The organism is Acinetobacter sp. EKM10A, assembly GCF_011075215.1.
Classification (GTDB): Bacteria; Pseudomonadota; Gammaproteobacteria; order Pseudomonadales; family Moraxellaceae; genus Acinetobacter; species Acinetobacter baumannii.
Genome location: NZ_JAALLK010000007.1, coordinates 95,868 through 117,287, shown reverse-complemented (window position 1 = coordinate 117,287; position 21,420 = coordinate 95,868). Strand labels below are relative to the sequence as shown.

At 41.4% G+C, this 21,420-nt stretch carries 21 protein-coding genes; 17 read left to right on the top strand and 4 right to left on the bottom strand.

The window, feature by feature from the left end:
• Positions 1-4 precede the first annotated feature (4 nt).
• On the bottom strand, positions 5-358 hold the full coding sequence (locus G9371_RS11170; protein ID WP_001047853.1) for a hypothetical protein: 354 nt from the start codon (positions 356-358) through the stop codon (positions 5-7).
• Positions 359-450: 92 nt separating this feature from the next.
• Complete coding sequence (locus G9371_RS11165; protein ID WP_032050017.1) at positions 451-1,872, bottom strand: sensor domain-containing diguanylate cyclase; 1,422 nt, start codon at positions 1,870-1,872, stop codon at positions 451-453.
• A 427-nt stretch (positions 1,873-2,299) separates the two neighbouring features.
• Between G9371_RS11165 and ndhC the strand changes: the two genes are divergently transcribed.
• From ndhC to G9371_RS11090, 15 genes are all read left to right on the top strand, one after another.
• A complete protein-coding gene (gene ndhC, locus G9371_RS11160) occupies positions 2,300-2,851 on the top strand; it encodes an NADH-quinone oxidoreductase subunit A (protein WP_001274550.1) in 552 nt (183 codons plus the stop codon).
• Between the two features lie 6 nt (positions 2,852-2,857).
• Positions 2,858-3,535, top strand: a complete 678-nt coding sequence (locus G9371_RS11155; protein ID WP_000878003.1) for a NuoB/complex I 20 kDa subunit family protein — start codon at positions 2,858-2,860, stop codon at positions 3,533-3,535.
• Between the two features lie 84 nt (positions 3,536-3,619).
• Positions 3,620-5,407, top strand: coding sequence for an NADH-quinone oxidoreductase subunit C/D (nuoC, locus tag G9371_RS11150; protein WP_000852150.1), 1,788 nt, complete (start codon positions 3,620-3,622; stop codon positions 5,405-5,407).
• Positions 5,408-5,420: 13 nt separating this feature from the next.
• Entirely contained in the window at positions 5,421-5,930 is a 510-nt protein-coding gene (gene nuoE / locus G9371_RS11145; protein WP_000973142.1) for an NADH-quinone oxidoreductase subunit NuoE, read from the top strand.
• Entirely contained in the window at positions 5,927-7,258 is a 1,332-nt protein-coding gene (gene nuoF / locus G9371_RS11140) for an NADH-quinone oxidoreductase subunit NuoF (RefSeq protein ID WP_001091095.1), read from the top strand. The genes nuoE and nuoF overlap by 4 nt, the downstream gene beginning before the upstream one ends.
• 11 nt (positions 7,259-7,269) lie before the next feature.
• Positions 7,270-9,954 carry an NADH-quinone oxidoreductase subunit NuoG gene (gene nuoG / locus G9371_RS11135; protein ID WP_029423898.1) on the top strand — a complete coding sequence of 895 codons (2,685 nt, stop codon included), beginning with the start codon at positions 7,270-7,272 and terminating at the stop codon, positions 9,952-9,954.
• 3 nt (positions 9,955-9,957) lie between these two features.
• On the top strand, positions 9,958-10,974 hold the full coding sequence (nuoH, locus tag G9371_RS11130) for an NADH-quinone oxidoreductase subunit NuoH (protein WP_001070989.1): 1,017 nt from the start codon (positions 9,958-9,960) through the stop codon (positions 10,972-10,974).
• An 18-nt stretch (positions 10,975-10,992) separates the two neighbouring features.
• Positions 10,993-11,535 carry an NADH-quinone oxidoreductase subunit NuoI gene (gene nuoI / locus G9371_RS11125; RefSeq protein WP_000276693.1) on the top strand — a complete coding sequence of 181 codons (543 nt, stop codon included), beginning with the start codon at positions 10,993-10,995 and terminating at the stop codon, positions 11,533-11,535.
• Positions 11,535-12,053: an NADH-quinone oxidoreductase subunit J gene (gene nuoJ, locus G9371_RS11120; protein ID WP_014205902.1), complete on the top strand. Its 519-nt coding sequence runs from the start codon at positions 11,535-11,537 to the stop codon at positions 12,051-12,053. The genes nuoI and nuoJ overlap by 1 nt, the downstream gene beginning before the upstream one ends.
• Positions 12,053-12,361, top strand: coding sequence for an NADH-quinone oxidoreductase subunit NuoK (gene nuoK, locus G9371_RS11115; protein ID WP_000529822.1), 309 nt, complete (start codon positions 12,053-12,055; stop codon positions 12,359-12,361). The genes nuoJ and nuoK overlap by 1 nt, the downstream gene beginning before the upstream one ends.
• Complete coding sequence (nuoL, locus tag G9371_RS11110) at positions 12,358-14,247, top strand: NADH-quinone oxidoreductase subunit L (RefSeq protein ID WP_029423897.1); 1,890 nt, start codon at positions 12,358-12,360, stop codon at positions 14,245-14,247. Before nuoK ends, nuoL begins: the two co-directional genes overlap by 4 nt.
• Before the next feature lies 1 nt (position 14,248).
• Positions 14,249-15,847, top strand: a complete 1,599-nt coding sequence (gene nuoM, locus G9371_RS11105) for an NADH-quinone oxidoreductase subunit M (protein WP_000429844.1) — start codon at positions 14,249-14,251, stop codon at positions 15,845-15,847.
• 2 nt (positions 15,848-15,849) lie between these two features.
• Positions 15,850-17,346 (top strand): NADH-quinone oxidoreductase subunit NuoN, encoded by a 1,497-nt coding sequence (nuoN, locus tag G9371_RS11100; protein WP_005133063.1) that lies wholly within the window; start codon positions 15,850-15,852, stop codon positions 17,344-17,346.
• 100 nt (positions 17,347-17,446) lie between these two features.
• Positions 17,447-18,082 (top strand): uracil phosphoribosyltransferase, encoded by a 636-nt coding sequence (upp, locus tag G9371_RS11095; protein ID WP_001007343.1) that lies wholly within the window; start codon positions 17,447-17,449, stop codon positions 18,080-18,082.
• A 116-nt stretch (positions 18,083-18,198) separates the two neighbouring features.
• On the top strand, positions 18,199-18,492 hold the full coding sequence (locus G9371_RS11090; RefSeq protein ID WP_000806837.1) for a cold shock domain-containing protein: 294 nt from the start codon (positions 18,199-18,201) through the stop codon (positions 18,490-18,492).
• A gap of 19 nt (positions 18,493-18,511) precedes the next feature.
• Here G9371_RS11090 and gigC read toward each other — a convergent pair whose 3' ends face one another.
• Positions 18,512-19,399, bottom strand: coding sequence for a LysR family transcriptional regulator GigC (gene gigC / locus G9371_RS11085; protein WP_001242992.1), 888 nt, complete (start codon positions 19,397-19,399; stop codon positions 18,512-18,514).
• A gap of 86 nt (positions 19,400-19,485) precedes the next feature.
• Between gigC and G9371_RS11080 the strand changes: the two genes are divergently transcribed.
• Positions 19,486-20,247 (top strand): ferredoxin--NADP reductase, encoded by a 762-nt coding sequence (locus G9371_RS11080; RefSeq protein WP_000021173.1) that lies wholly within the window; start codon positions 19,486-19,488, stop codon positions 20,245-20,247.
• A 47-nt stretch (positions 20,248-20,294) separates the two neighbouring features.
• On the opposite strand, the gene G9371_RS11075 is transcribed toward G9371_RS11080, so the two are convergent.
• A complete protein-coding gene (locus tag G9371_RS11075) occupies positions 20,295-20,714 on the bottom strand; it encodes a hypothetical protein (protein WP_002000170.1) in 420 nt (139 codons plus the stop codon).
• 292 nt (positions 20,715-21,006) lie between these two features.
• Between G9371_RS11075 and G9371_RS11070 the strand changes: the two genes are divergently transcribed.
• On the top strand, positions 21,007-21,234 hold the full coding sequence (locus tag G9371_RS11070) for a hypothetical protein (protein WP_000543705.1): 228 nt from the start codon (positions 21,007-21,009) through the stop codon (positions 21,232-21,234).
• The last annotated feature ends 186 nt before the right edge of the window (positions 21,235-21,420 follow it).

The following is a 21,420-nucleotide window of genomic DNA, read 5'->3' as shown; positions in this document are numbered from 1 at the left end:
TCATTTATAACTGAGTTGCATCAGGTTCCAAAATAGGTTTGCCGCTTCTCAGGCTATTAAGTGCATCTGTATTAAAGTCAATCAAGAGCGAATTATTTTTAGCATCAATTTGATATTTTTGAATAAGAGGCTGATCCCCATCCAAAGTCTCAACTCTATATGAGTCTGCAATATGTAAAATGCCTTCTAGGTTTGTTGTAGTTGATGCGAAATCTTGCCTAAAAATTTCATAGACATCTCGCAAGTCAAAAATGGCATTATCTGCATCTGGGTGTTTATGAATATAGCTTTCTATATGTCGCACCAGTAATTGTGCAAACAAGTAATAGTCTGGTTTATGCGTATATTCTAGATTCATGCATTTTTCTCCTTATTATCTGTTATTAGCATACATGGCAAAACAGAAGATATTGTATAAAATTCATTACACTAGATGATGACTTGGAAATATTACAAAGAAATAAAAACTCTATTACGCCCTTGGCGCTTTGCTTGATAGAGTGCATCGTCTGCTTCTTTAAACAAACTTTCAATAGGGCGGTGATAGCTTGGAGAATATAAGCTAATACCAATACTTACCTGCACAAAGATGGGTAATTTGCCATATACATAAATCGGTTGCTGACTAATTTGAATGCGTATTCTTTCCGCGAGTTCAAAGGCAGCCTCTCTGGTGGTATCCGGAATAAAAATTGCGAATTCTTCTCCACCAAAACGTCCTAGTAAGTCATGAGGATGTAAAATATTTTGTATGGTCGTTACACAGGTCTGTAAGGCTCTATCCCCAATTAAGTGGCCATAACTATCATTCACTTTTTTAAAATGATCGACGTCCAACATAAAAAATGCAGAGGTCTTATTTTCCTTTTGTACTTTTTCTTGGAGTAGGCGGACTGACTGTAAAAATTGGCGTCGAGTTAAACTTGAGGTGAGTTCATCATGGGCAATTGCATGTTGTAACTTCTGAATTAATTCAGAATGGAGTGCGCTAATACTGGAAACGGTAAGTGGCGCAACCGTCATCATGATCAGCCCTATACGTATAGAAATGGTATTGCCTAAATAGTCTTGCGGATACAGTAATAAATAATGCCCTGAGACATGATAAATAATATATGCACTGGTAAAGGATGTAATGAGAGCAACAATAATGGGTTTATAGCGGATAGCGCACCAGATTAATGCGGCGATGGGGTAGAGTAGGGAACCTGGACCCGAGTCGTAATAACTCACTCCTATCGAAATTAAAACAGCGAATAAAGGCAAAAAATCAATCGCTTTGATATATATATGATTACCCTTAAGGTGGTTTTTTATTTTAAGGTAAGGGGGGATGTTTAAAATAATGGGCAACAACAATAAGGCATTTTGAAGCTCTGATGTAACCCAATAACCAAATTCGGCCCAAAAACTACCAATCATAAATTTGGTGTTAAACATAGGCACAAAAGTTGCTGCAAACAAAGCACCGGTTATGCTGCCAATCCCGCATAGTGCGAATAAGAGTAAATAAGAATAGCCTTGATAAGCTGCTTTTATATGGCGATTAAACAATATTGCGAGTGCTAAAGTCGTTACTACATACAGGTAGTTGGATATCGTTAAAATAAGGGTGAGAAAAAGAGGTGTGCCATTAACTAAATCGGCAATCATGTAACCGGTAAAAGCACCAGCAAAACTACCTATTTGGCGAGTTTGTGGAAAACGAAGCAATAGGCCTAGAAATACCGAATTAGCAGGCCAGAAAAAAGCAAGAAAACTAAGAGGGCGAGATGCAATTCCAATAAAGCAACATAGCGTAATAATGATGGTAAATAAGAGAAAAAATTTCAGGGAGGTAGAAAATGAAAATTCACGAAGTGAGTATGGCATCAGCTGCCCTTAATGATAAACACTCTTATCCAAGAGTAATAAAATATTAATGCATGATTAAACATTCATCATAATTCAGAGGGGAAGATGAATACAATAAAAAACCGATTAATATTATAAAAAAGTAAGGTGTTTAATTTGACCGATTGAGCAATTGTGCAAATAATATTAAAAATCAGAAAATGAAAAAAATCATTACAAGTGCGAAAACTATCAAATAAACCGATTATAAGCGGTGAAACCCCCTCTACAAGACATAGATGATTACTTTTGATTGGAAAATCATCCAAAAGACTAAGACGCTTCAACTAGCAAGGGAAATTAGAAATCAGGTACAATTGGCGGGATTAATTTTGTGTTTGGTGTATTTGAAGGCCAATACATACATTCTTTGTTAAATAATAGGCCTGCCAGGAGTTATCCCCGCATGAGTGCCATTACTCCATACGACTGGGCGATTATCGCCTTCGTGATCGGCGTTACATTTCTTTGCGTCTTTATGCTCACAGTTCCCTTACTCCTCGGGGGGAAATCGTGGGGACGTGCTAAGCAAGAGCAGTTTGAATCAGGTGTCGTGAGTGCTGGTGGCGCTCGCATTCGCCTGTCTGCAAAGTTCTATCTAGTTGCAATTTTCTTCGTTGTTTTCGACTTAGAGGCACTTTACCTCTATGCATGGTCTACTTCGGTGCGTGAAGTAGGATGGTTGGGTTATACCACTGTCGTAATCTTTGTCGTTGACCTATTAATTGCGCTTGTTTATGCCTTCTCTGTAGGTGCTTTAAGTTGGGCACCGGCAGATCGCCGTAAATTAGCAGGTGAGAAGATTAAAGTCGGTTCACCAACAATGAACATTGCTGAAATTACACGCTTTAACTCTATTGAAGAGCTCGTAACTGACCCTACAGGCCAGATTCCAGCCCAATCATCAGGTCGTGTTAAGTCAAAAACTACACCTGCATTGTCATCTGAAAAGGAGTAAGTCGGGATGAAATATACTCTGACCCGCGCGAATCCGGATGCTGATCAATATCCATTGCAAGATCGTCAAATTGTGACTGATCCACTTGAAGAGGAAGTGAATAAAAACGTATTCATGACTCGTTTAGAGGATGTCTTGCATACAGCAGTAAACTGGGGACGTAAAAACTCTTTGTGGCCATTTAACTTTGGTACATCATGTTGTTACGTTGAATATGCAACGACCTTAACAGGCGTGCATGACTTGTCCCGTTTCGGTGCAGAGGTTATTCGTGCTTCACCTCGTCAGGCTGACTTGATGATTGTTGCAGGTACCTGCTTTGTAAAAATGGCTCCGGTTATCCAACGTTTGTATGAACAAATGTTAGAACCTAAATGGGTTATTTCAATGGGTGCTTGTGCAAACTCTGGAGGTATGTACGACATCTATTCAGTAGTACAAGGTGTAGACAAAATTATTCCTGTTGACGTGTACGTCCCAGGTTGTCCGCCTCGTCCTGAAGCATTAATCCAAGCATTAATGCTTTTACAAGACCAGATTCAATTAGAGCGACGCCCGCTTTCTGCCGTGATTGGTGATGATCTTCAGCCAGTGTATAAGCCAAAGATGATGCCAGAACGTGATCGTAAGAATGCGCAGCGTATTGCCGTTAAAAACTTACGCTCTATGGATGAGATTAAATAATTTTTTGACGGTGTTTTGACATATCTAACCGATATGTTCATCGAGAAAATTGACAGAATTTGTATTAAATAGGAAGCCAAGCCAATGGCTGAAACTGACATTGCTATGCCAGAATCAACACCAGTTGATTCACGCCCAGCATTTGCAATCGTAGAAGAGCTCAAAACCAAATTTGGTGAGAACTTTTATGTGCAGGCGACTTTTGAAGAGTTTCCAACAGTCTGGGTTGAGCGCGCACGCGTGCAAGAAGTCCTCATGTTCCTGCGTAAAGTGGAACGTCCTTATGTAATGCTGTTTGACTTATCAGCGATGGATGAGCGTTTACGTCAACATCGTGATGGTTTGCCAGCATCTGACTTCACTGTGTTCTATCATTTATTATCGCTTGAGCGTAATAGTGACATTCGTATCAAGGTTGCCTTGAACGAAAACGATCTTAACCTCCCGACAGCGACAAATATCTGGCCAAATGCCAACTGGTATGAACGTGAAGCTTACGATATGTTCGGTATCAATTTCGAAGGGCATCCAATGCTTCGTCGTATCTTGTTACCAACTTATTGGGAAGGGCACCCGCTTCGTAAAGAATATTCAGCACGTGCGACAGAATATACGCCGTACATGCAAGACAAAGCGAAGCAAGATTTCGAACAGGAACACTTACGCTTTGTACCAGAAGACTGGGGTCTTAAGCGTGGTAACGCTGACGAAGACTTCATGTTCTTGAACTTGGGTCCTAACCATCCATCTGCGCACGGTGCATTCCGTATTGTATTGCAGTTAGACGGTGAAGAAGTGAAGGACTGTGTTCCTGATATCGGTTATCACCACCGCGGTGTGGAAAAGATGGCTGAGCGTCAAACATGGCACTCTTTCATTCCTTATACTGACCGTGTTGACTACTTGGGTGGTTGTGCGCAAAACATGCCATATGTCATGGCTGTTGAACAGCTTGCTGGAATCAAAGTTCCTGAGCGTGCACAAGTGATTCGTGTCATGTTGAACGAATTGTTCCGTATTAATAACCATTTACTTTACTGTGGTACGGCAATTCAGGATGCCGGTGGTATGACACCAGTATTCTATATGTTCGCAGACCGTCAAAAAGTATACGACATCGTTGAAGCAATTACGGGTTACCGTATGCACCCGGCATGGTTCCGTATTGGTGGTACAGCACATGACCTTCCAAACAACTGGCAAAAACTTGTTAAAGAGTTGCTAGATTGGATGCCAAAACGTTTGAATGAATACTACACAGCTGCATTTAAAAACTCTGTGTTTATTGGTCGTACACGTAATGTTGCTCAATACGATGCCAAATCTGCACTTGCATGGGGTGTAACCGGTACTGGTTTACGTGCAACAGGTATTGATTTCGACGTTCGTAAATATCGTCCATACAGTGGCTATGAAAACTTCGACTTCGAAGTTCCGGTTGAGTATGAAGGCGATGCGTACGCTCGTGTACTTGTTCACTTCCGTGAAATTGAACAGTCACTCAAAATTATCAAACAGTGTTTGGATAACATGCCTTCTGGTCCATATAAAGCGGATCACCCATTGGCTGTTCCACCACCAAAAGATAAGACGTTACAAGATATTGAAACTTTGATTACGCACTTCTTGAGCGTGTCATGGGGTCCTGTCATGCCTGCTGGTGAAGCGTCATTCATGACTGAAGTTGTGAAAGGTGCAAGTACTTATTACTTGACTTCGGATAAGGCAACGATGAGTTATCGTACTCGTATCCGTACACCGACGTTTACTCACTTACAGCAAATTCCTTCAGTGATTAACGGCAGTTTAGTATCTGACTTAATCATTTATCTGGCGACCATTGACGTGGTTATGGCTGACGTGGATCGCTAAGAGGTAACGCAAAATGATGATTCTGACTGATAAAAAACCACGTGTGAATGTTGAAGGGATTTTGACTGCTGAAGAAATCCACGAAATTGAACATCACATTGGTCACTATCCATACCCACGAGCAGCTTCTTTAGATGCATTAAAGTGCGTACAGCGCCGTAATGGCTGGGTAGATGATGCTCAAATGAACGCCATCGCACAATTATTGACGATTAGTGTTGCAGATTTGGAAGGTGTAGCAACGTTCTACAACCGTATCTATCGCCAACCTGTAGGTCGCCACGTAATTTTGCTTTGTGACTCAATTGCTTGCTTCTTGATGGGTGCTGAAACACTTGCTGAAGCATTCCAGCGCGAATTAGGTATTCAGTTTGGTCAAACGACACAAGATGGTCGTTTTACGCTGCTTCCAATTTGCTGTCTAGGCAACTGTGACAAAGGCCCAACGTTAATGATTGATGAAGATACTCACGGTTTAGTAGAAGTGACATCAATCAAACAGTTATTGGAGAAGTATGTATGAATACTGAACCAAAACCAATTTATGGCGACGGTAATCCGGAAACTCATCCACTGACTTGGCGTTTAAGCAAACAAGAATCGGTACGTAGTGCTGACGATTACGAAGCACTTGAAGGTTATGCCGGCTTTAAAAAAGCATTAGGTATGAAACCTGCTGAAGTGCTTGAAGTCATTAAAGCTGCAACTGTAAAAGGTCGTGGTGGTGCAGGCTTCCCTGCAGGGATCAAATGGTCTCTTATGGCGCCAAATGATGGTGGTCCACGTTACTTGATCTGTAACGCCGATGAGATGGAACCAGGTACCTTTAAAGACCGTTTGTTGATGGAAAAACTTCCTCACCAATTGATCGAAGGTATGTTGATTGCAGGTTATACCCTAGAAGCAACTCAGGGTTATATCTTTATTCGTGGTGAATATATTGAGGCTGCACAATACCTAAATGAAGCGCTTGAGCAAATCCGCGCTAAAGGTTACTTAGGTGACAACATTTTAGGTTCTGGCTGGAACTTTGAGTTACACGTGCACACTGGTGCAGGTCGTTATATTTGTGGTGAAGAAACTGCATTGATTAACTCACTTGAAGGTCGCCGTGCTAACCCACGTACTAAACCACCGTTCCCGCAAGTTGCCGGTGCATGGGGTCGCCCAACGATTGTGAACAACGTTGAGACTTATAACAACTTGCCAGCAATCATGCTTCGTGGTCCAGAATGGTATATCGGTTTATCAGCAGGTAAATCAAAAGATCCGGGCACAAAGATTTATGGTGCATCAGGTAAAGTAAAATTCCCTGGTCTTTGGGAACTACCATTTGGTACGACTGCACGTGAAGTAATCGAAGAACATGCTGGTGGTATGCGTGATGGCTTGAAGCTTAAAGCATGGTTACCAGGCGGTGCGTCTACTGACTTTTTACCGGCGGATACCATTGATTTACCAATGGATGCTGAAACCATTATGAAAGCAGGTTCTCGTTTAGGAACATGTTTATTAATGGTGGTAGACGAGACCCAATGTATGGTGTCGTTGACCCGTAATCTGGAAGAATTCTTTGCGCGTGAATCATGTGGCTGGTGTACACCTTGCCGTGATGGTTTGCCATGGGCTGTTAAAGCGCTTAAAGCACTTGAGACAGGTGAAGGTAAGAAAGAAGATATCGACCACTTACAAGAACTTACTCGTAAATTGTGGATTGGTAAAACTTTCTGTGCTCACGCACCAGGTGCGATGGAGCCGCTTATGGGCGCACTCAAACATTTCCGTAGCGAGTTTGAAGCGAAAGTGACTGATCGTCCTGTCGTGCAAACTAGCAACGTAGAACAAGCTTAAGGGATTCGACTATGGCTACAATTCATGTCGATGGAAAATCGTACGAAGTCAATGGATCAGAAAACTTGCTACAAGCATGTTTATCCCTTGGCATTGATATTCCGTATTTTTGTTGGCACCCATCCTTAGGTTCTGTTGGTTCATGTCGTCAATGTGCCGTAACTCAGTATGCAAATCCTGAAGATACGCGCGGACGTCTTGTGATGTCATGTATGACACCAGCATCTGACAATACCTATATTTCGATTGAAGACAAAGAAGCAGTAGATTTCCGTGAATCTATTGTTGAGTTCTTAATGACCAATCACCCACACGACTGTCCAGTGTGTGAAGAGGGTGGTCACTGTCATTTACAAGATATGACTGTAATGACAGGTCACGACCGTCGTCGCTATCGTTTTACTAAGCGTACACATTACAACCAAGAACTAGGCTCATTCATTGCACATGAAATGAACCGTTGTATTGCTTGTTATCGTTGTGTTCGTTACTACAAAGATTATGCAGGCGGTACAGACTTTGGTGTATATGCCAATGCATCACGTGTTTACTTTGGTCGTCCAGAATCAGGTACTTTAGAGTCTGAATTCTCTGGTAACTTGACTGAAGTATGTCCAACTGGTGTATTTACCGATAAGACTCATTCAGAGCGCTATAACCGTAAATGGGATATGCAATATGCACCAAGCGTGTGTCATGGCTGTTCTTCAGGTTGTAACATCTCTCCGGGTGAGCGTTATGGCGAAATCCGTCGTGTAGAAAACCGTTTCAATGGTTCGGTTAACCAATACTTCCTTTGTGACAAAGGCCGTTTTGGCACAGGTTATGTAAACCGTGCAGATCGTCCACGTCAACCTCAGTTCCGTAATGGCGAAACAGTAGCTACTGTTTCTGTTGACCAAGCGTTGGACCAAACAATTGCGAAACTTGAAGGTAAAAAAGTTCTAGGTATCGGTTCGCCACGTGCAAGCTTAGAATCAAATTACGCATTGCGTGAACTAGTGGGCCAAGCAAACTACTCAACAGGTGTTGCACAAAAAGAGCAAAGCCTCGTTGAACTTGCTGCTTCAATCATGCAAACAGAGGGTATTTACAACCCGAACATGCGTGAAATTGAAAGCTACGATGCAGTACTAATTTTGGGTGAAGATTTAACTCAAACTGCTCCACGTATGGCATTGTCAGTTCGTCAAGCTGCAAAAAACAAAGCTCGCGAAATGGCTGCAAAAACACGTACACCGGACTGGTTGGCTGAGCCTGTACAACGTATTGGTCAGGAAGCGAAATCTCCGATCTATATCTTGGCTGCAACTCAAACTCGTCTTGCAGATGTTGCGACAGGTGAAGTTGTTGCATCTCCAAATGATATTGCGCGTTTAGGTTTTGCAGTTGCTGCGGCAGTTAAAGGTGAAACAGTTAATGGTTTAGATGAAGATGCAAAAGCATTTGCTCAAACTATTGCCGACACTTTAAAAGCAGCAAACAAACCGTTAATTATTGCGGGTACGAGCTTGCAAGATGCTTCAATTATGGAAGCGGCAGCAGAGTTAACGCAAAACCTTGGCTCAAAAGCTGGTTTAAGCCTTGTTGTTCCTGAAGTGAACTCTATGGGCTTGGCATTATTTGGTGGCTTAAGCCTTGAACAAGCATTTGCTCAAGACTACGACACACTTGTTATTGTTGAAAATGACTTATTCCGTCGTTTACCGGCCGCTCAAGTTAAAGCAGCACTTGATAAAGCTGAAACAGTAATCGTGCTTGACCACAGTGAAACTGAAACTGTGAAACAGGCTGATATTGTACTTTCAGCAGCAAGCTTTGCCGAAGGTGATGGCACTGTCGTAAGCCAAGAAGGACGTGCACAACGCTTCTACCAAGTTTACGATCCAAGCTACTACAAACCTGAATACGCGATTAAAGAATCTTGGCGTTGGTTGCATGCCATTGAAACTGGCCTTAAAGGCAAGCCAATTGATTGGACAGTACTTGACGACGTAATCGAAACAATCGTGAAGAACGTTCCGGTACTTGAAGCAATTCAAGACGTTGCGCCAGACGCTGGCTACCGTGTACATGGTTTGAAAATTGCTCGTGAACCACGTCGTTATTCTGGTCGTACAGCAATGCGTGCGCCTTTATCGGTTCATGAACCTAAACAACCGACAGATCCAGACTCAGCATTAACATTCTCTATGGAAGGTTATGTAGGTCCGCAAAAAGCTTCTTCTCTTGTACCATTTGCGTGGGTGCCAGGTTGGAACTCTCCACAATCTTGGAACAAATACCAAGATGAAGTGGGTGGTCACTTAAAAGGTGGTGATTCAGGCGTTCGTTTATTCGACCGTTTAGCAAAACGTCCAGCACGTAGCTATGTTGCTCCAACAGCTGTAGTTGCAAATCCTGAAAGCTTCCGTCTTGTACCAATGCACCATATCTTTGGTTCTGGTGAATTCACAATTAAAACACCTGCAATGGAAACTCGTATTCCTGAAGCTGTGTTTGCTGTGGGCGAACAAGACGCAACACGTTTGAATCTACAAGAAGGCCAACGTATTACAGTAAAAGCAGGCGAAACAACTGTGAGCTTACCTGTACAAGTAATCGAATATTTACCTACAGGTTATATTGGTTACCCAGTTGGTTTAGCTCCGACAGTATCTTTAGCTGAACCTGTTTCAGTGGCATTAGGAGTGTAATTCATGAATCAAGAAATTATACGTCAAACGCCACTTTGGGCTGAGAACTGGCCAATTGCTTACGCTGTTGTTCAAGCAGTTGTGATTTTGCTTGTTGTTGTTCTTGTTGCAGCGTTGATGTCTTTCATTGAGCGTCGTTTGCTTGCTTGGTGGCAAGACCGTTATGGTCCAAACCGTGTTGGTCCTGGTGGTATGTTCCAGATCGTTGCCGACATGCTTAAGATCATGTTCAAAGAAGACTGGACACCAAAATTTGCTGATAAATTAACTTTCCGTTTAGCTCCGGCAGTTGCGATGGCAACTGCGGTGCTTTCGTTCATGGTTATTCCTGTAAGCCCTGCATTGGGTGTTGCGGACATGAGCATCGGTTTGTTGTTCTTTATGGCAATGGCTGGTATTGCGGTTTATGCAGTGTTATTCGGTGGTTGGTCATCAAATAACAAATATTCATTACTCGGTGGTTTGCGTTCAGCTGCTCAAACAATTTCTTATGAAGTGTTCTTGGGTATCTCGCTAATGGGTGTGGTTGCAATCGCTGGTTCATTTAACCTTCGTGAAATTGTTGAAGCTCAACGTGATGTTTGGTTCATCATTCCACAGTTCTTAGGTTTCTTGATTTTCGTTGTTGCAGGTGTTGCGGTAACTCACCGTCACCCATTTGACCAACCTGAAGCAGAACAAGAATTGGCCGAAGGTTACCATGTTGAATATGGCGGTATGAAATGGGGTATGTTCTTCGTTGCTGAATATGTAAACGTTGTACTTATCTCTGCATTGATCGTGACTTTATTCTTTGGTGGCTGGTTAGCTCCATTCAATTTAGAAATTCCATTTGTTCCACCAGTGTTCTGGTTTGTGATTAAAACAGCATTCTTCGTAATGATGTTTGTATTGGCACGTGGTTCTTTAATGCGTCCACGTTACGACCAAGTCATGAACTTCGGTTGGAAAATTTGTTTGCCGCTGGCGTTGGTTAACCTATTGGTAACTGGTGCTGTGATTCTGATGAATCAGGCCTAAGACAGCAGGGAGTACAAAATGTATAAAATTCTAGCTGGAGTTGGGTCAATCGTTCGGACGTTATTCATGGTATTTACCCATGGTTTCCGTAAACGTGACACAATTCTTTATCCAGAAGTACCAGCAGAGGAAATTGTACCACCTCGCTATCGTGGTCGTATTATCTTGACACGTGACCCAGATGGGGAAGAGCGTTGTGTGGCATGTAACCTTTGTGCGGTTGCATGTCCGGTTGGCTGTATTTCACTGCAAAAAGCTGAAAAAGAAGACGGACGTTGGTATCCGGAATTTTTCCGTATCAACTTCTCTCGTTGTATCTTCTGCGGTATGTGCGAAGAAGCATGTCCAACTACAGCGATTCAGCTAACTCCAGATTTCGAGTTGGGCGAATACGTACGTCAAGACCTCGTATATGAGAAAGAAAACTTGCTCATTTCAGGTCCAGGTAAATACCCAGACTACAACTTCTACCGTGTAACTGGTATGGCAATTAACGGTAAAGAGAAAGGTCAAGCACAAAAAGAAAGTGCACCAATCGATGTACGGAGTCTATTACCATGATGTGGCCGTTTTATTTGATGGCGCTCGTGGCCATCGTTTCTACGGTTCGTGTAGTGACTAACACGAACCCTGTACATGCATTGCTTAGTCTGATTGTTTCATTGCTTGCTGTTGCTGGTATTTTCATGATCGTAGGTGCGCCGTTTGCCGGCGCCCTCGAAATCATTGTTTATGCTGGTGCGATTATGGTCTTGTTCGTATTCGTTGTGATGATGCTTAACTTAGGGCAACACACAGTTGAACAAGAGCGTAAATGGCTTTCTTCAGATGCTTGGGCATATCCAGCACTCATGAGCTTTTTACTTGGCTTACTTTTAGTTTGGATGCTCGGTGGTGAATATACAACCATCTCTGCACCACTTGGAGCACAAGTAATTGGACCAAAAGTTGTTGGTCAAGCGCTCTTTACACACTATTTATTGTTGGTTGAAGTTGCCGCCATGTTATTGCTAGCAGCCCTTGTTGCAGCATACCACTTAGGTAAACGTGAACCAGGTGCAGAAGAGGAAAAAGAATAATGGGCCAGATCCCTTTAGAACATGGTTTGATTGTTGCAACCATTCTTTTTGCACTCGGTTTTTACGGTGTAATGGTGCGACGCAACCTTTTATTTATGTTAATGAGCCTTGAGATCATGATGAATGCTGCAGCGTTAGCATTCGTTCTTGCGGGTAGCGTATGGGCACAACCAGATGGACAAGTCATGTTTATTCTGATTTTAACCCTTGCTGCTGCAGAGGCGTGTATCGGTCTTGCGATTGTCCTTCAGTTCTATCATCGCTTCCATCATTTGGATGTGGATGCTGCTAGTGAGATGCGCGGATGAGTTATTTATATCTAACAGTATTATTTCCGCTAATCGGTTTTATTTTATTGGCGGCTGGGCGTGATAAGCTCTCTGAAAATGTTGCAGCAATTATTGGTGTAGGTTCTGTAGGTTTATCTGCATTATTTGCATTGATTGCTGGTATGGCATTTACCAGTAGCGGCCAGCAAGTTTTTGTTCAAAATCTTTGGACATGGTTCAATGTTGGTGGTTTCGCGCCTGGCATTAGCTTACATTTAGATGGCTTATCTTTACTCATGATGAGCATGATCACGGGTGTTGGTTTCCTAATCCACATCTTTGCATCATGGTATATGCGTGGTGAAGAAGGGTATGCGCGCTTCTTCTCTTATTTCAACCTGTTCGTTGCAAGCATGCTTTTGCTTGTGTTGGGTGACAACTTAGCGTTGTTATTCTTAGGTTGGGAAGGCGTAGGTCTATGCTCTTACTTGCTGATTGGTTTCTATTATGCAAATCCTGCAAATGGTTGGGCAGCGATCAAAGCATTTACAGTTACCCGTGTAGGTGACGTATTCTTACTTATCGCTTTATTCTTGCTTTACCAACAATTTGGTACGCTTAATACTCAGTATATCGTTGAACACGCAGCAGAAGTAATGACGAAGAGTTCGTCACTTACCATCTGGACTGCATTAATGTTGTTCTTGGGTGCTGCTGGTAAATCTGCACAAATTCCATTGCAAACATGGTTAGCAGATGCGATGGCAGGTCCTACACCTGTTTCTGCATTAATCCACGCAGCAACAATGGTAACAGCTGGTGTGTACTTGTGCTGCCGTCTATTCAGCGTATTTGAACTTGCGCCTGAAGTGATGCAATTCATTTCGGTAACAGGTGCTGTAACTTTATTAGTTGCAGGCTTTGCTGCTCTCGTACAAACAGACATCAAACGTATTTTAGCTTACTCAACTATGAGTCAGCTTGGTTATATGTTTATGGCTGTAGGTGCTGAAGCGTATCAAGCTGGCTTGTTCCACATGTTGGCTCACGCATTCTTCAAAGCATTATTATTCTTGTCTTCTGGTGCAGTTATTCTTGCTTACCATCACGAACAAAATATTTTCAAAATGGGTGGTTTGTTCTACAAAAACAAATTCCTATTTGCATGTTTTGCGATTGGTGGCGGTGCATTAGCGGCTATCCCATTCTTAACTATCGGCTTCTTCTCTAAAGACGCGATTCTCGGTGAGGTTTGGGTACAAGGTCAATCGATTGCTTTATATAACAGCTTATATTGGGCTGGTGTAGCAGGTGCATTCCTGACTTCAATCTATACCTTCCGTTTAATCTGGGTTGTATTCTTCGGTAAAGAAAATACACATTACCATGAGATTAAAGGTGCTACTTACTGGGCTCCATTAGGTATTTTAGCTGTATTGTCTACTTTTGTTGGTGCTGCATTAAAAGCTCCGGTGGCAAATATTTTGAATACGGCAAAAATTCCTGAATTCCATGTTGCTGAACAATTTGTTGAAGGCATGCATGGGGCAGAGCATTTAGCAGTAGGTATCGCGCTTGTTGGTTTAGCTGTTGGTATTGGTCTATTTGCATTTGCTTACGGTGCAGTGAAGTCGTTTGCAAAAACAAGTCTTGGTGCTGGCTTAGCTCATATTTGTCGTACTGCATTTGGTTTCGATGCGTTGTATGACATCGTTTTTGTTAAACCTTATTTATTCTTCGCCAAACTATTTGGTCGTGATCCGATTGACAGCTTATGGCTTGTTCTTCCTGCGCTTGTTAAAGGCGGAAACAGTTTCACAAGCTCACGTCAAACAGGTTCATTGCGTGAATACGCATCAAGCATGTCACTCGGTGTAGTGGTGTTATTGATGATCTTGATCGTTATTCAGGTAGTGGGGAAATAAAATGGAAAACAATTTAATTTTACCCGCGCTGATCCTTGTTCCGTTCATTGCAGGTTTTACTTGTTGGTTAGTCGATAAACTCGACAAAACTTTGCCACGCTGGATCGCCTTAATTGGTATGCTCATCACGTTGGGCTTAGGTCTTGCACTTTGGCAAAGTGGTACTTATAGCTACGAGTTAGGCTCAAAAGTCCCAACTTGGACAGCTGAGTTTTACTTACCGTGGATTCAATCTCTCGGTATTGGCATTCACCTAGCAGTGGATGGCTTGTCTTTACTCATGGTGTTATTAACAGCTTTACTTGGTGTACTTGCTGTTGGTTGTTCATGGGGTGAGATCCAAAAGAATGTTGGTTTCTTCCACTTAAACTTGTTATGGAGTTTAGGGGGCGTTATCGGCGTGTTCTTGGCAATTGATTTGTTCCTATTCTTCTTCTTCTGGGAGATGATGCTTGTACCAATCTACTTCTTGATTGCGTTATGGGGTCATAAGGGTTCAAACGGTCGTTCACGTGTTTACGCTGCAACCAAGTTCTTCTTATATACGCAAATCGCTGGTTTAGTAATGTTAATCGGTATCCTTGGCCTTGTGGTTTATGGTTACATGATGACTGGTATGATCGGTTTTGATTACAACTATTTATTAGCTGTAGCGAATCGTTTACCTGCTGGCTTCGCGTATGGTTTCATGATCTGCTTCTTTATTGGTTTTGCAGTGAAGTTACCAGTTTTCCCATTGCATGGCTGGTTACCGGATGCCCATGCTCAAGCACCTACAGCGGGTTCTGTAGACTTGGCTGGTATCTTGATTAAAACAGCAGCGTACGGTTTGCTTCGTTTTGTAATTCCATTCTTCCCGGCAGCTTCTGCACAGTTTGCAGATATTGCAATTATTTTCGGTTTGATTGGTATTTTCTACGGCGCATGGTGTGCTTACCAGCAAACTGATATGAAACGTTTACTTGCGTATACGTCGATTTCACATATGGGCTTCGTTTTACTTGCTATTTATGCAGGTAATATTTTGACCTTCCAAGGCCTAATGATCATGATGTTGGCACATGGTTTGTCATCAGCTGCATTGTTCATTATGTCTGGTCAAATCTACGAGCGCTTACATACACGTGATTTACGTTTGATGGGTGGTCTTCGTGGTCAGCTCCAGTATTTACCGTTCTTCTTAATGTTCTTCGTCGCAGCTCTTGTTGGTGTGCCAGGTTTAGGTAACTTTATTGGTGAATTCCTGATTTTGATGGGTTCATTTAATAAATATCCTGTATTCACGATCATTGCTTCTATCAGCCTTGTATTTGCAGGTTTGTATGGTTTGATCTTGATTCACCGTGCTTTGTTTGGTGAACCAAACTCTGAACAAAAGCAACACTACACTAGTCCATTAAAAGACTTATCTGCTCGTGAAGTTAGTATTTTGATGATTTGTGCGATTGGTCTCGTTTGGCTTGGTATCTATCCACAAACATTCTTGGATGTATCTCATTCAAGCATGCAGTGGTTGGTCAATAGTTATGTACCAGTACAAGAAGTCGTTGAAACTGTTCAGCAAACAGCTACTCAACTTGACCATGTGGAGATCCAATAATCATGAACTTCACAGTATCATTTTCTACGCTTATGCCTTTAGCACCGGTGATGATTGTTGCTTTGACAGCAGTCGTCGTCATGCTGTTAATTTCAATTAAGCGTAACCATAATTTAATCGCAACAACCTCTGTTGTCGGTTTAAACCTTGCTGCACTTTATATCTTGTTAGAATTATTTGGCGGTAAATTTGTGCCGGCAAATGTGATGGGCATGTTTATGGTTGATCCATTTACTATGTTCTATCAATTCATGATTTTAGTTGCATCATTGGCTTGCTGTACTTTGTCTCATGCATATATTGAGACTTATAAAGACAACCGCGAAGAACTCTATCTTCTGTTACTTGCTTCTGTAGCAGGTGCAATGTTGATGGTTGCAAGTTCACACTATGCATCATTCTTCATTAGCCTTGAGTTAATGTCGATTCCTGTATACGGCTTACTTGCTTATACATATCAACGTAGTCAGTCGCTTGAAGCAGGGATTAAGTATCTTGTGCTTTCTGCAACAGCTTCTGCAATGCTGTTGATGGGTATGGCGTATATCTACGCTTACACTGGTTCACTTTCATTCTATGATTCTGTACAAGCTTTATTTGGCGCAATCAAACAGCCAATGGTGTTATTAGGTTTAGCACTCATTATTTTTGCTGTTGCATTCAAATTGTCGCTTGCACCGTTCCATAAATGGACACCAGATGTATATGCAGGTGCACCAGCTCCAATGTCAACGTTCTTGGCGACTGCTGCTAAAGTTGCAACAATTGGTTTGTTCGTACGTTATTTGCTTGCTTCTGGCGCAATCATGGTGAACTCGCTAGTGACTGTTTTGACAATCATTGCCGTATTGTCAATTTTAGTCGGTAACTTGCTTGCTGTTCGTCAGGTCAACTTAAAGCGTATTTTGGGTTATTCATCTATTGCTCACTTTGGTTATTTGTTAATTGCTTTAATCAGCATGACATATGCAAGCTTGGGCAGCGTAACTGTGTATGTGGTGACTTATGTATTAACGACTATTGGTGCTTTTGGTGCAGTAGCGTTAATGTCTAGCCCATATAACAACGTAGATGAAGCGCAAAGCCTTGCAGACTACCGTGGTTTGTTCTGGCGCCGTCCAGTACTTACAGCAACATTAACAGTCATGATGTTATCTTTGGCTGGTATTCCATTAACAGCAGGCTTCATTGGTAAGTTCTTGGTTGTTATGGCTGCTGTAACAACTCAACACTGGTTCTTAGCTGCAATGATTATTGTGGGTAGTGGTATTGGTTTGTATTACTACTTACGTGTGATGGTTGTTATGTATATGACTCCACCTGAAACTCCTCGTATTGATGCTGATGCACATTGGGGACAAAAAGTGGGTGGTTTAATGGTATTGGCTGCTGCTGCATTAGTTATTATTTTGGGTGTTTATCCAGATCCAATGATTAATTTGGCATTAAAAGCAGAAATTTTATCTCCATTACATTTCATGCTTTCTCAGCAACAATAATTCTTGTGTACAAAAAAGCCTCCAAATATGGAGGCTTTTTTTTATTGATAGTTAAAAAAAGATTATAATAAATACGTTTTTATATTTTTAGGTAACATCTGTGGCCATTCAAGAAATTCGTCACCCACTTATTCGTCATAAATTAGGTTTATTACGTCGTGCTGACATCAGTACCAAGAATTTCCGTGAGCTTGCTCAGGAAGTGACTATGTTATTGACATATGAAGCGACGAAAGACTTACCAGTTGTGGATTGTGAGATTGAAGGTTGGGCTGGCAATGTTACTACTCAGCGTATCGCGGGTAAAAAAATAACGATTGTACCGATTTTGCGTGCAGGTATCGGTATGCTTGATGGTGTGCTTAACCTAATTCCAAGTGCAAAAGTAAGTGTGTTAGGGCTTGAGCGTGATGAAGCAACTCTAGAAGTACGTACTTACTATAAAAAGTTAGTTCCTGATGTCGCTAACCGTATTGCCATGATTATTGATCCAATGTTGGCAACAGGTAATTCTTTAGTTGCTGCTATTGATGTATTAAAGGCAAGTGGATGTAAAGATATCCGTGTTATGGTGTTAGTTGCAGCACCTGAAGGAATCGCGAAAGTAGAGGCAGCACATCCTGATATTCAGCTTTATACTGCATCTATTGACAATGGCTTAAATGAACATGGTTATATTGTTCCAGGTTTAGGCGATGCTGGTGACAAAATTTTTGGTAGTGTTCAAAAAGACTAATTTTTGAAATAACAATAAAAAGAGACTTCATTAAGCCGTATAAATTTTAAGAGCGGAAATGAAAGTCTCTTTTTATTTACTACAGTAATTGCATTGGGAAAGTAGGGTGAAAAATCATGAAGCAAGAGTTTTATACTGGAAGGGTAAAACAATATAACGCCGATAAAGGATTTGGTTTTATTTCGACGACTGAAGGAGATATTTTCTTTCATATTTCTGATTTCCCTGCATCCGAAGGTGAACCGAAAAGAAATGAAAAAGTGAGATTTCTTGCTGCAGATAATCGAGGAAAATTTAAAGCAATTAAAATTGAGCGTATTGACCCTAACCCTGCGAAGACTAAGAAAACTAAAATTGCTGATCACAATAAAGCGATCACAAGTGAGTTATTGTCTAATTTCCGCCGCTAATGAATGTGAAGATCAAGCTTTAAGCCTGATCTTCATCGCAAAATTTTAAAAATGCTTTAAGGCCCGGACCTTGATATTTTTGGCGGTGCACTAGCATATAAAGAGGGCGGGTAAGTTGCCAAAATGGAGTATCTAAAATAACAAGTTGACCTTTTTCACTTAAAGGTTCAATCGCTAACTTTGAAATACACGACATTCCTAAACCGCCAGCCACTATTTTTAAGATCGCTTCGTTATGTCCAAGCGTCAAACGGATGTTTGCATCTGGTAAATCTTGCAAAATTGCATTATCAAAGACTTCACGAGTACCTGAACCTTCTTCACGTAAGATCCATTCTACGTCATGAAAATCTTGAGGGGTAAGTGGGCGATTTAAACGTGTTAACGGATGGTCAGGTGAGCAGCACACTGCTAGCTCATCGTCACGCCAGTGAATACATTGGAGTTGAGGTAAGTGACAAGACCCTTCAATTAAAGCTAAATCAAGCTGAAACTGATTTACAGCTTCAATCATTTGGCGTGTGTTACCAACTTGAAGTTGTAAATGCGCTTGTGGATGACGTTGTAAGAAGTTAGCCATTAAATCTGGCATTAGATAATCACTGATGGTTAAAGTAGCCCCGATACGAAGGTCAATACTCTGTAACTCACCCTTGGCTGCTTGTTCAAAGGCTTCACAGCGGCCTAAAATTTCTAATGCTTGGGGAAGCAGAAAACGTCCAAGATCATTTAGCTGCAAGCGCTTACCTAAACGATCAAATAAAGGAGCACCTAAGCCGTCTTCTAAATCGGCTAAAGCCATACTTGCTGCACTTTGCGTCAGTCTGACCGCATCACTGGCTTTAGTAACGGTTCCTTCTTGGGCGACTGCTACAAAAACAGCCAACTGGCGTAATGTCATCCGCATGTTTAAAAAGCCTTAACGTTTAAAAGTATTCATTATTTCGGCTGTCATGCTAACATGAGCGCACTATTTCATGCCACGTTGAAATCATGTCAATTGAAAAATTTAGCGTAGAAAAAGTTTTATCTGTTCATCGTTGGACCCCAACACTTTTCAGTTTTACCATGACGCGTCCTTCGCATTTTAAATTTACGGCGGGGCAATTTGCGCGTATTGGTTTAAAGGTAGGAGATGAGCTGGTTGTCCGTGCGTATTCGGTGGTGTCTTCTCCGTTTGATGAAACGCTAGAGTTTTTCTCAATTGTAGTACCAGACGGTGCCTTCACTTCGAATCTACAGCATTTGAAAGTCGGTGATGAGCTTTATTTGGAAAAAATTCCATATGGTTACCTGACGTTGGCACGCTATCAACAGCCTTTACCGCATGATCTGTGGTTACTGGCAACAGGTACAGGCTTGGCTCCATTTTTGTCGATGCTACAAGACTTTGAAACTTGGTCTAATTACCAGAAAATAAACTTGGTCTACAGTGTTCGTACTGCGGCTGAGCTGGCTTATGTTGACCGTATTCAAGAGATTGCTGAAACGTTTGGGGAAGGGCATAGCGGTTTTAAATTTATTCCTATCATTACCCGAGATCCATCTGCGCCGTTGCATGAGCGCTTACCTGTATTAATCGAAAATGGTGAGCTAGAAAAAGTAGCAGGCTTAGAACTCAGCCCAGCATCAAGTCATGTCATGCTTTGTGGAAACCCACAAATGGTTGATGATACGAAAGAGGCTCTAAAACGCCGTGGTCTCACAATGAATCGTCGTGGTGAAGGAAATATTGCGGTAGAAAATTACTGGTAGAAACAGGAAGTAAAATATTTTAAGAAAATTTTTTATGGATATGTTTATTAATGGACAAACATATCCATAAACTCACGGATCTCTGCAATCGCACTGTCGACATCTGTTGAAAGCCATGTTGGTTCAAATAATCCCGCATAGTGTTCAAGGCGGTCTTGAGGAACAACTAGGCGAACAGGACAATCTTCTTCGAGTAAACGCCACGGTAAAATTGGAACTTCATTGTCCAGAAATACATTGATATTACGAATATCAACAATCATCGCATTAATGCATTCAGGAAATGGCATGACCGAGAACTCTTCGGTGCGGCGACGGAAATATTCAAGATCACCCCATTTGAGTTCATAACTTGGTTTATTAAATTCAATAATACCAATGAGATGGTCATCTCTTGTCTGATGCAAATAACATTGATGTGTGACGTCAGTGTCGAGATCAAGAGTTACGCTTTGCTGACGATACATCATAAAATTGAGTAGCTTTAAAACAAGGGGGCTTATTATAGCCTATTTTATAAAAAGTAAGGGCTAAAACATATTGTATTACAAATCGGACTTTAGCGAAGATTCTGAATATCGAGAAGTTAGATTCTAAAACGTTATAATTAAAGTGGCTAAATTTTATACTAAATTAATATTTTTAAAAGTAGAGTTTTGCAACCGTAGACACCTTCTCATAATGCTTTTTCACACAATGCAACAAATCAAATTGTTATGATGAATATAAAGTTAATGATAATAGAAGAGGGGAAAGAAGATGCATGATTTTTCAAAACCGCCTCATGTGACGAGTCCGGAAGAGACTGCAAAAAAAAGAAGATTGCCAGTTTATATTTTAATTATTGTTGGGCTTTTTCTTCTCGCACTTGTGGTTTATATGGTTGCTGATCACAGCAAAACGCCAAAAGAGGAAGCCGCTTTTCAACATGAGACCATACCACAAGTCATTAGTGGTACTTCTGATTTGAAGACCTATGAAGGGTAATAAGCTAACCAGTATATCGTGATAAAAAGCCTTTAGGATGTGACCTGAAGGCTTTTTTTGCAATCTTTTGCATCAATTTGTTGTATTTATGCAGAAGGTTGTTGATTGAAAAATATTCAAAACATAAGGTGACATAGACCGCATTTATCGTCATTTTTTACAACGAACTGGTGTTTTTCATTTAGT

Bases quoted from the DNA above. Each gene is read 5' to 3' on its own strand.
- G9371_RS11170 (WP_001047853.1), bottom strand. From the start codon at position 358: ATGAATCTAGAATATACGCATAAACCAGACTATTACTTGTTTGCACAA.
- G9371_RS11165 (WP_032050017.1), bottom strand. From the start codon at position 1,872: ATGCCATACTCACTTCGTGAATTTTCATTTTCTACCTCCCTGAAATTT.
- ndhC (WP_001274550.1), top strand. From the start codon at position 2,300: ATGAGTGCCATTACTCCATACGACTGGGCGATTATCGCCTTCGTGATC.
- G9371_RS11155 (WP_000878003.1), top strand. From the start codon at position 2,858: ATGAAATATACTCTGACCCGCGCGAATCCGGATGCTGATCAATATCCA.
- nuoC (WP_000852150.1), top strand. From the start codon at position 3,620: ATGGCTGAAACTGACATTGCTATGCCAGAATCAACACCAGTTGATTCA.
- nuoE (WP_000973142.1), top strand. From the start codon at position 5,421: ATGATGATTCTGACTGATAAAAAACCACGTGTGAATGTTGAAGGGATT.
- nuoF (WP_001091095.1), top strand. From the start codon at position 5,927: ATGAATACTGAACCAAAACCAATTTATGGCGACGGTAATCCGGAAACT.
- nuoG (WP_029423898.1), top strand. From the start codon at position 7,270: ATGGCTACAATTCATGTCGATGGAAAATCGTACGAAGTCAATGGATCA.
- nuoH (WP_001070989.1), top strand. From the start codon at position 9,958: ATGAATCAAGAAATTATACGTCAAACGCCACTTTGGGCTGAGAACTGG.
- nuoI (WP_000276693.1), top strand. From the start codon at position 10,993: ATGTATAAAATTCTAGCTGGAGTTGGGTCAATCGTTCGGACGTTATTC.
- nuoJ (WP_014205902.1), top strand. From the start codon at position 11,535: ATGTGGCCGTTTTATTTGATGGCGCTCGTGGCCATCGTTTCTACGGTT.
- nuoK (WP_000529822.1), top strand. From the start codon at position 12,053: ATGGGCCAGATCCCTTTAGAACATGGTTTGATTGTTGCAACCATTCTT.
- nuoL (WP_029423897.1), top strand. From the start codon at position 12,358: ATGAGTTATTTATATCTAACAGTATTATTTCCGCTAATCGGTTTTATT.
- nuoM (WP_000429844.1), top strand. From the start codon at position 14,249: ATGGAAAACAATTTAATTTTACCCGCGCTGATCCTTGTTCCGTTCATT.
- nuoN (WP_005133063.1), top strand. From the start codon at position 15,850: ATGAACTTCACAGTATCATTTTCTACGCTTATGCCTTTAGCACCGGTG.
- G9371_RS11090 (WP_000806837.1), top strand. From the start codon at position 18,199: ATGAAGCAAGAGTTTTATACTGGAAGGGTAAAACAATATAACGCCGAT.
- gigC (WP_001242992.1), bottom strand. From the start codon at position 19,399: ATGCGGATGACATTACGCCAGTTGGCTGTTTTTGTAGCAGTCGCCCAA.
- G9371_RS11080 (WP_000021173.1), top strand. From the start codon at position 19,486: ATGTCAATTGAAAAATTTAGCGTAGAAAAAGTTTTATCTGTTCATCGT.
- G9371_RS11075 (WP_002000170.1), bottom strand. From the start codon at position 20,714: ATGTATCGTCAGCAAAGCGTAACTCTTGATCTCGACACTGACGTCACA.
- G9371_RS11070 (WP_000543705.1), top strand. From the start codon at position 21,007: ATGCATGATTTTTCAAAACCGCCTCATGTGACGAGTCCGGAAGAGACT.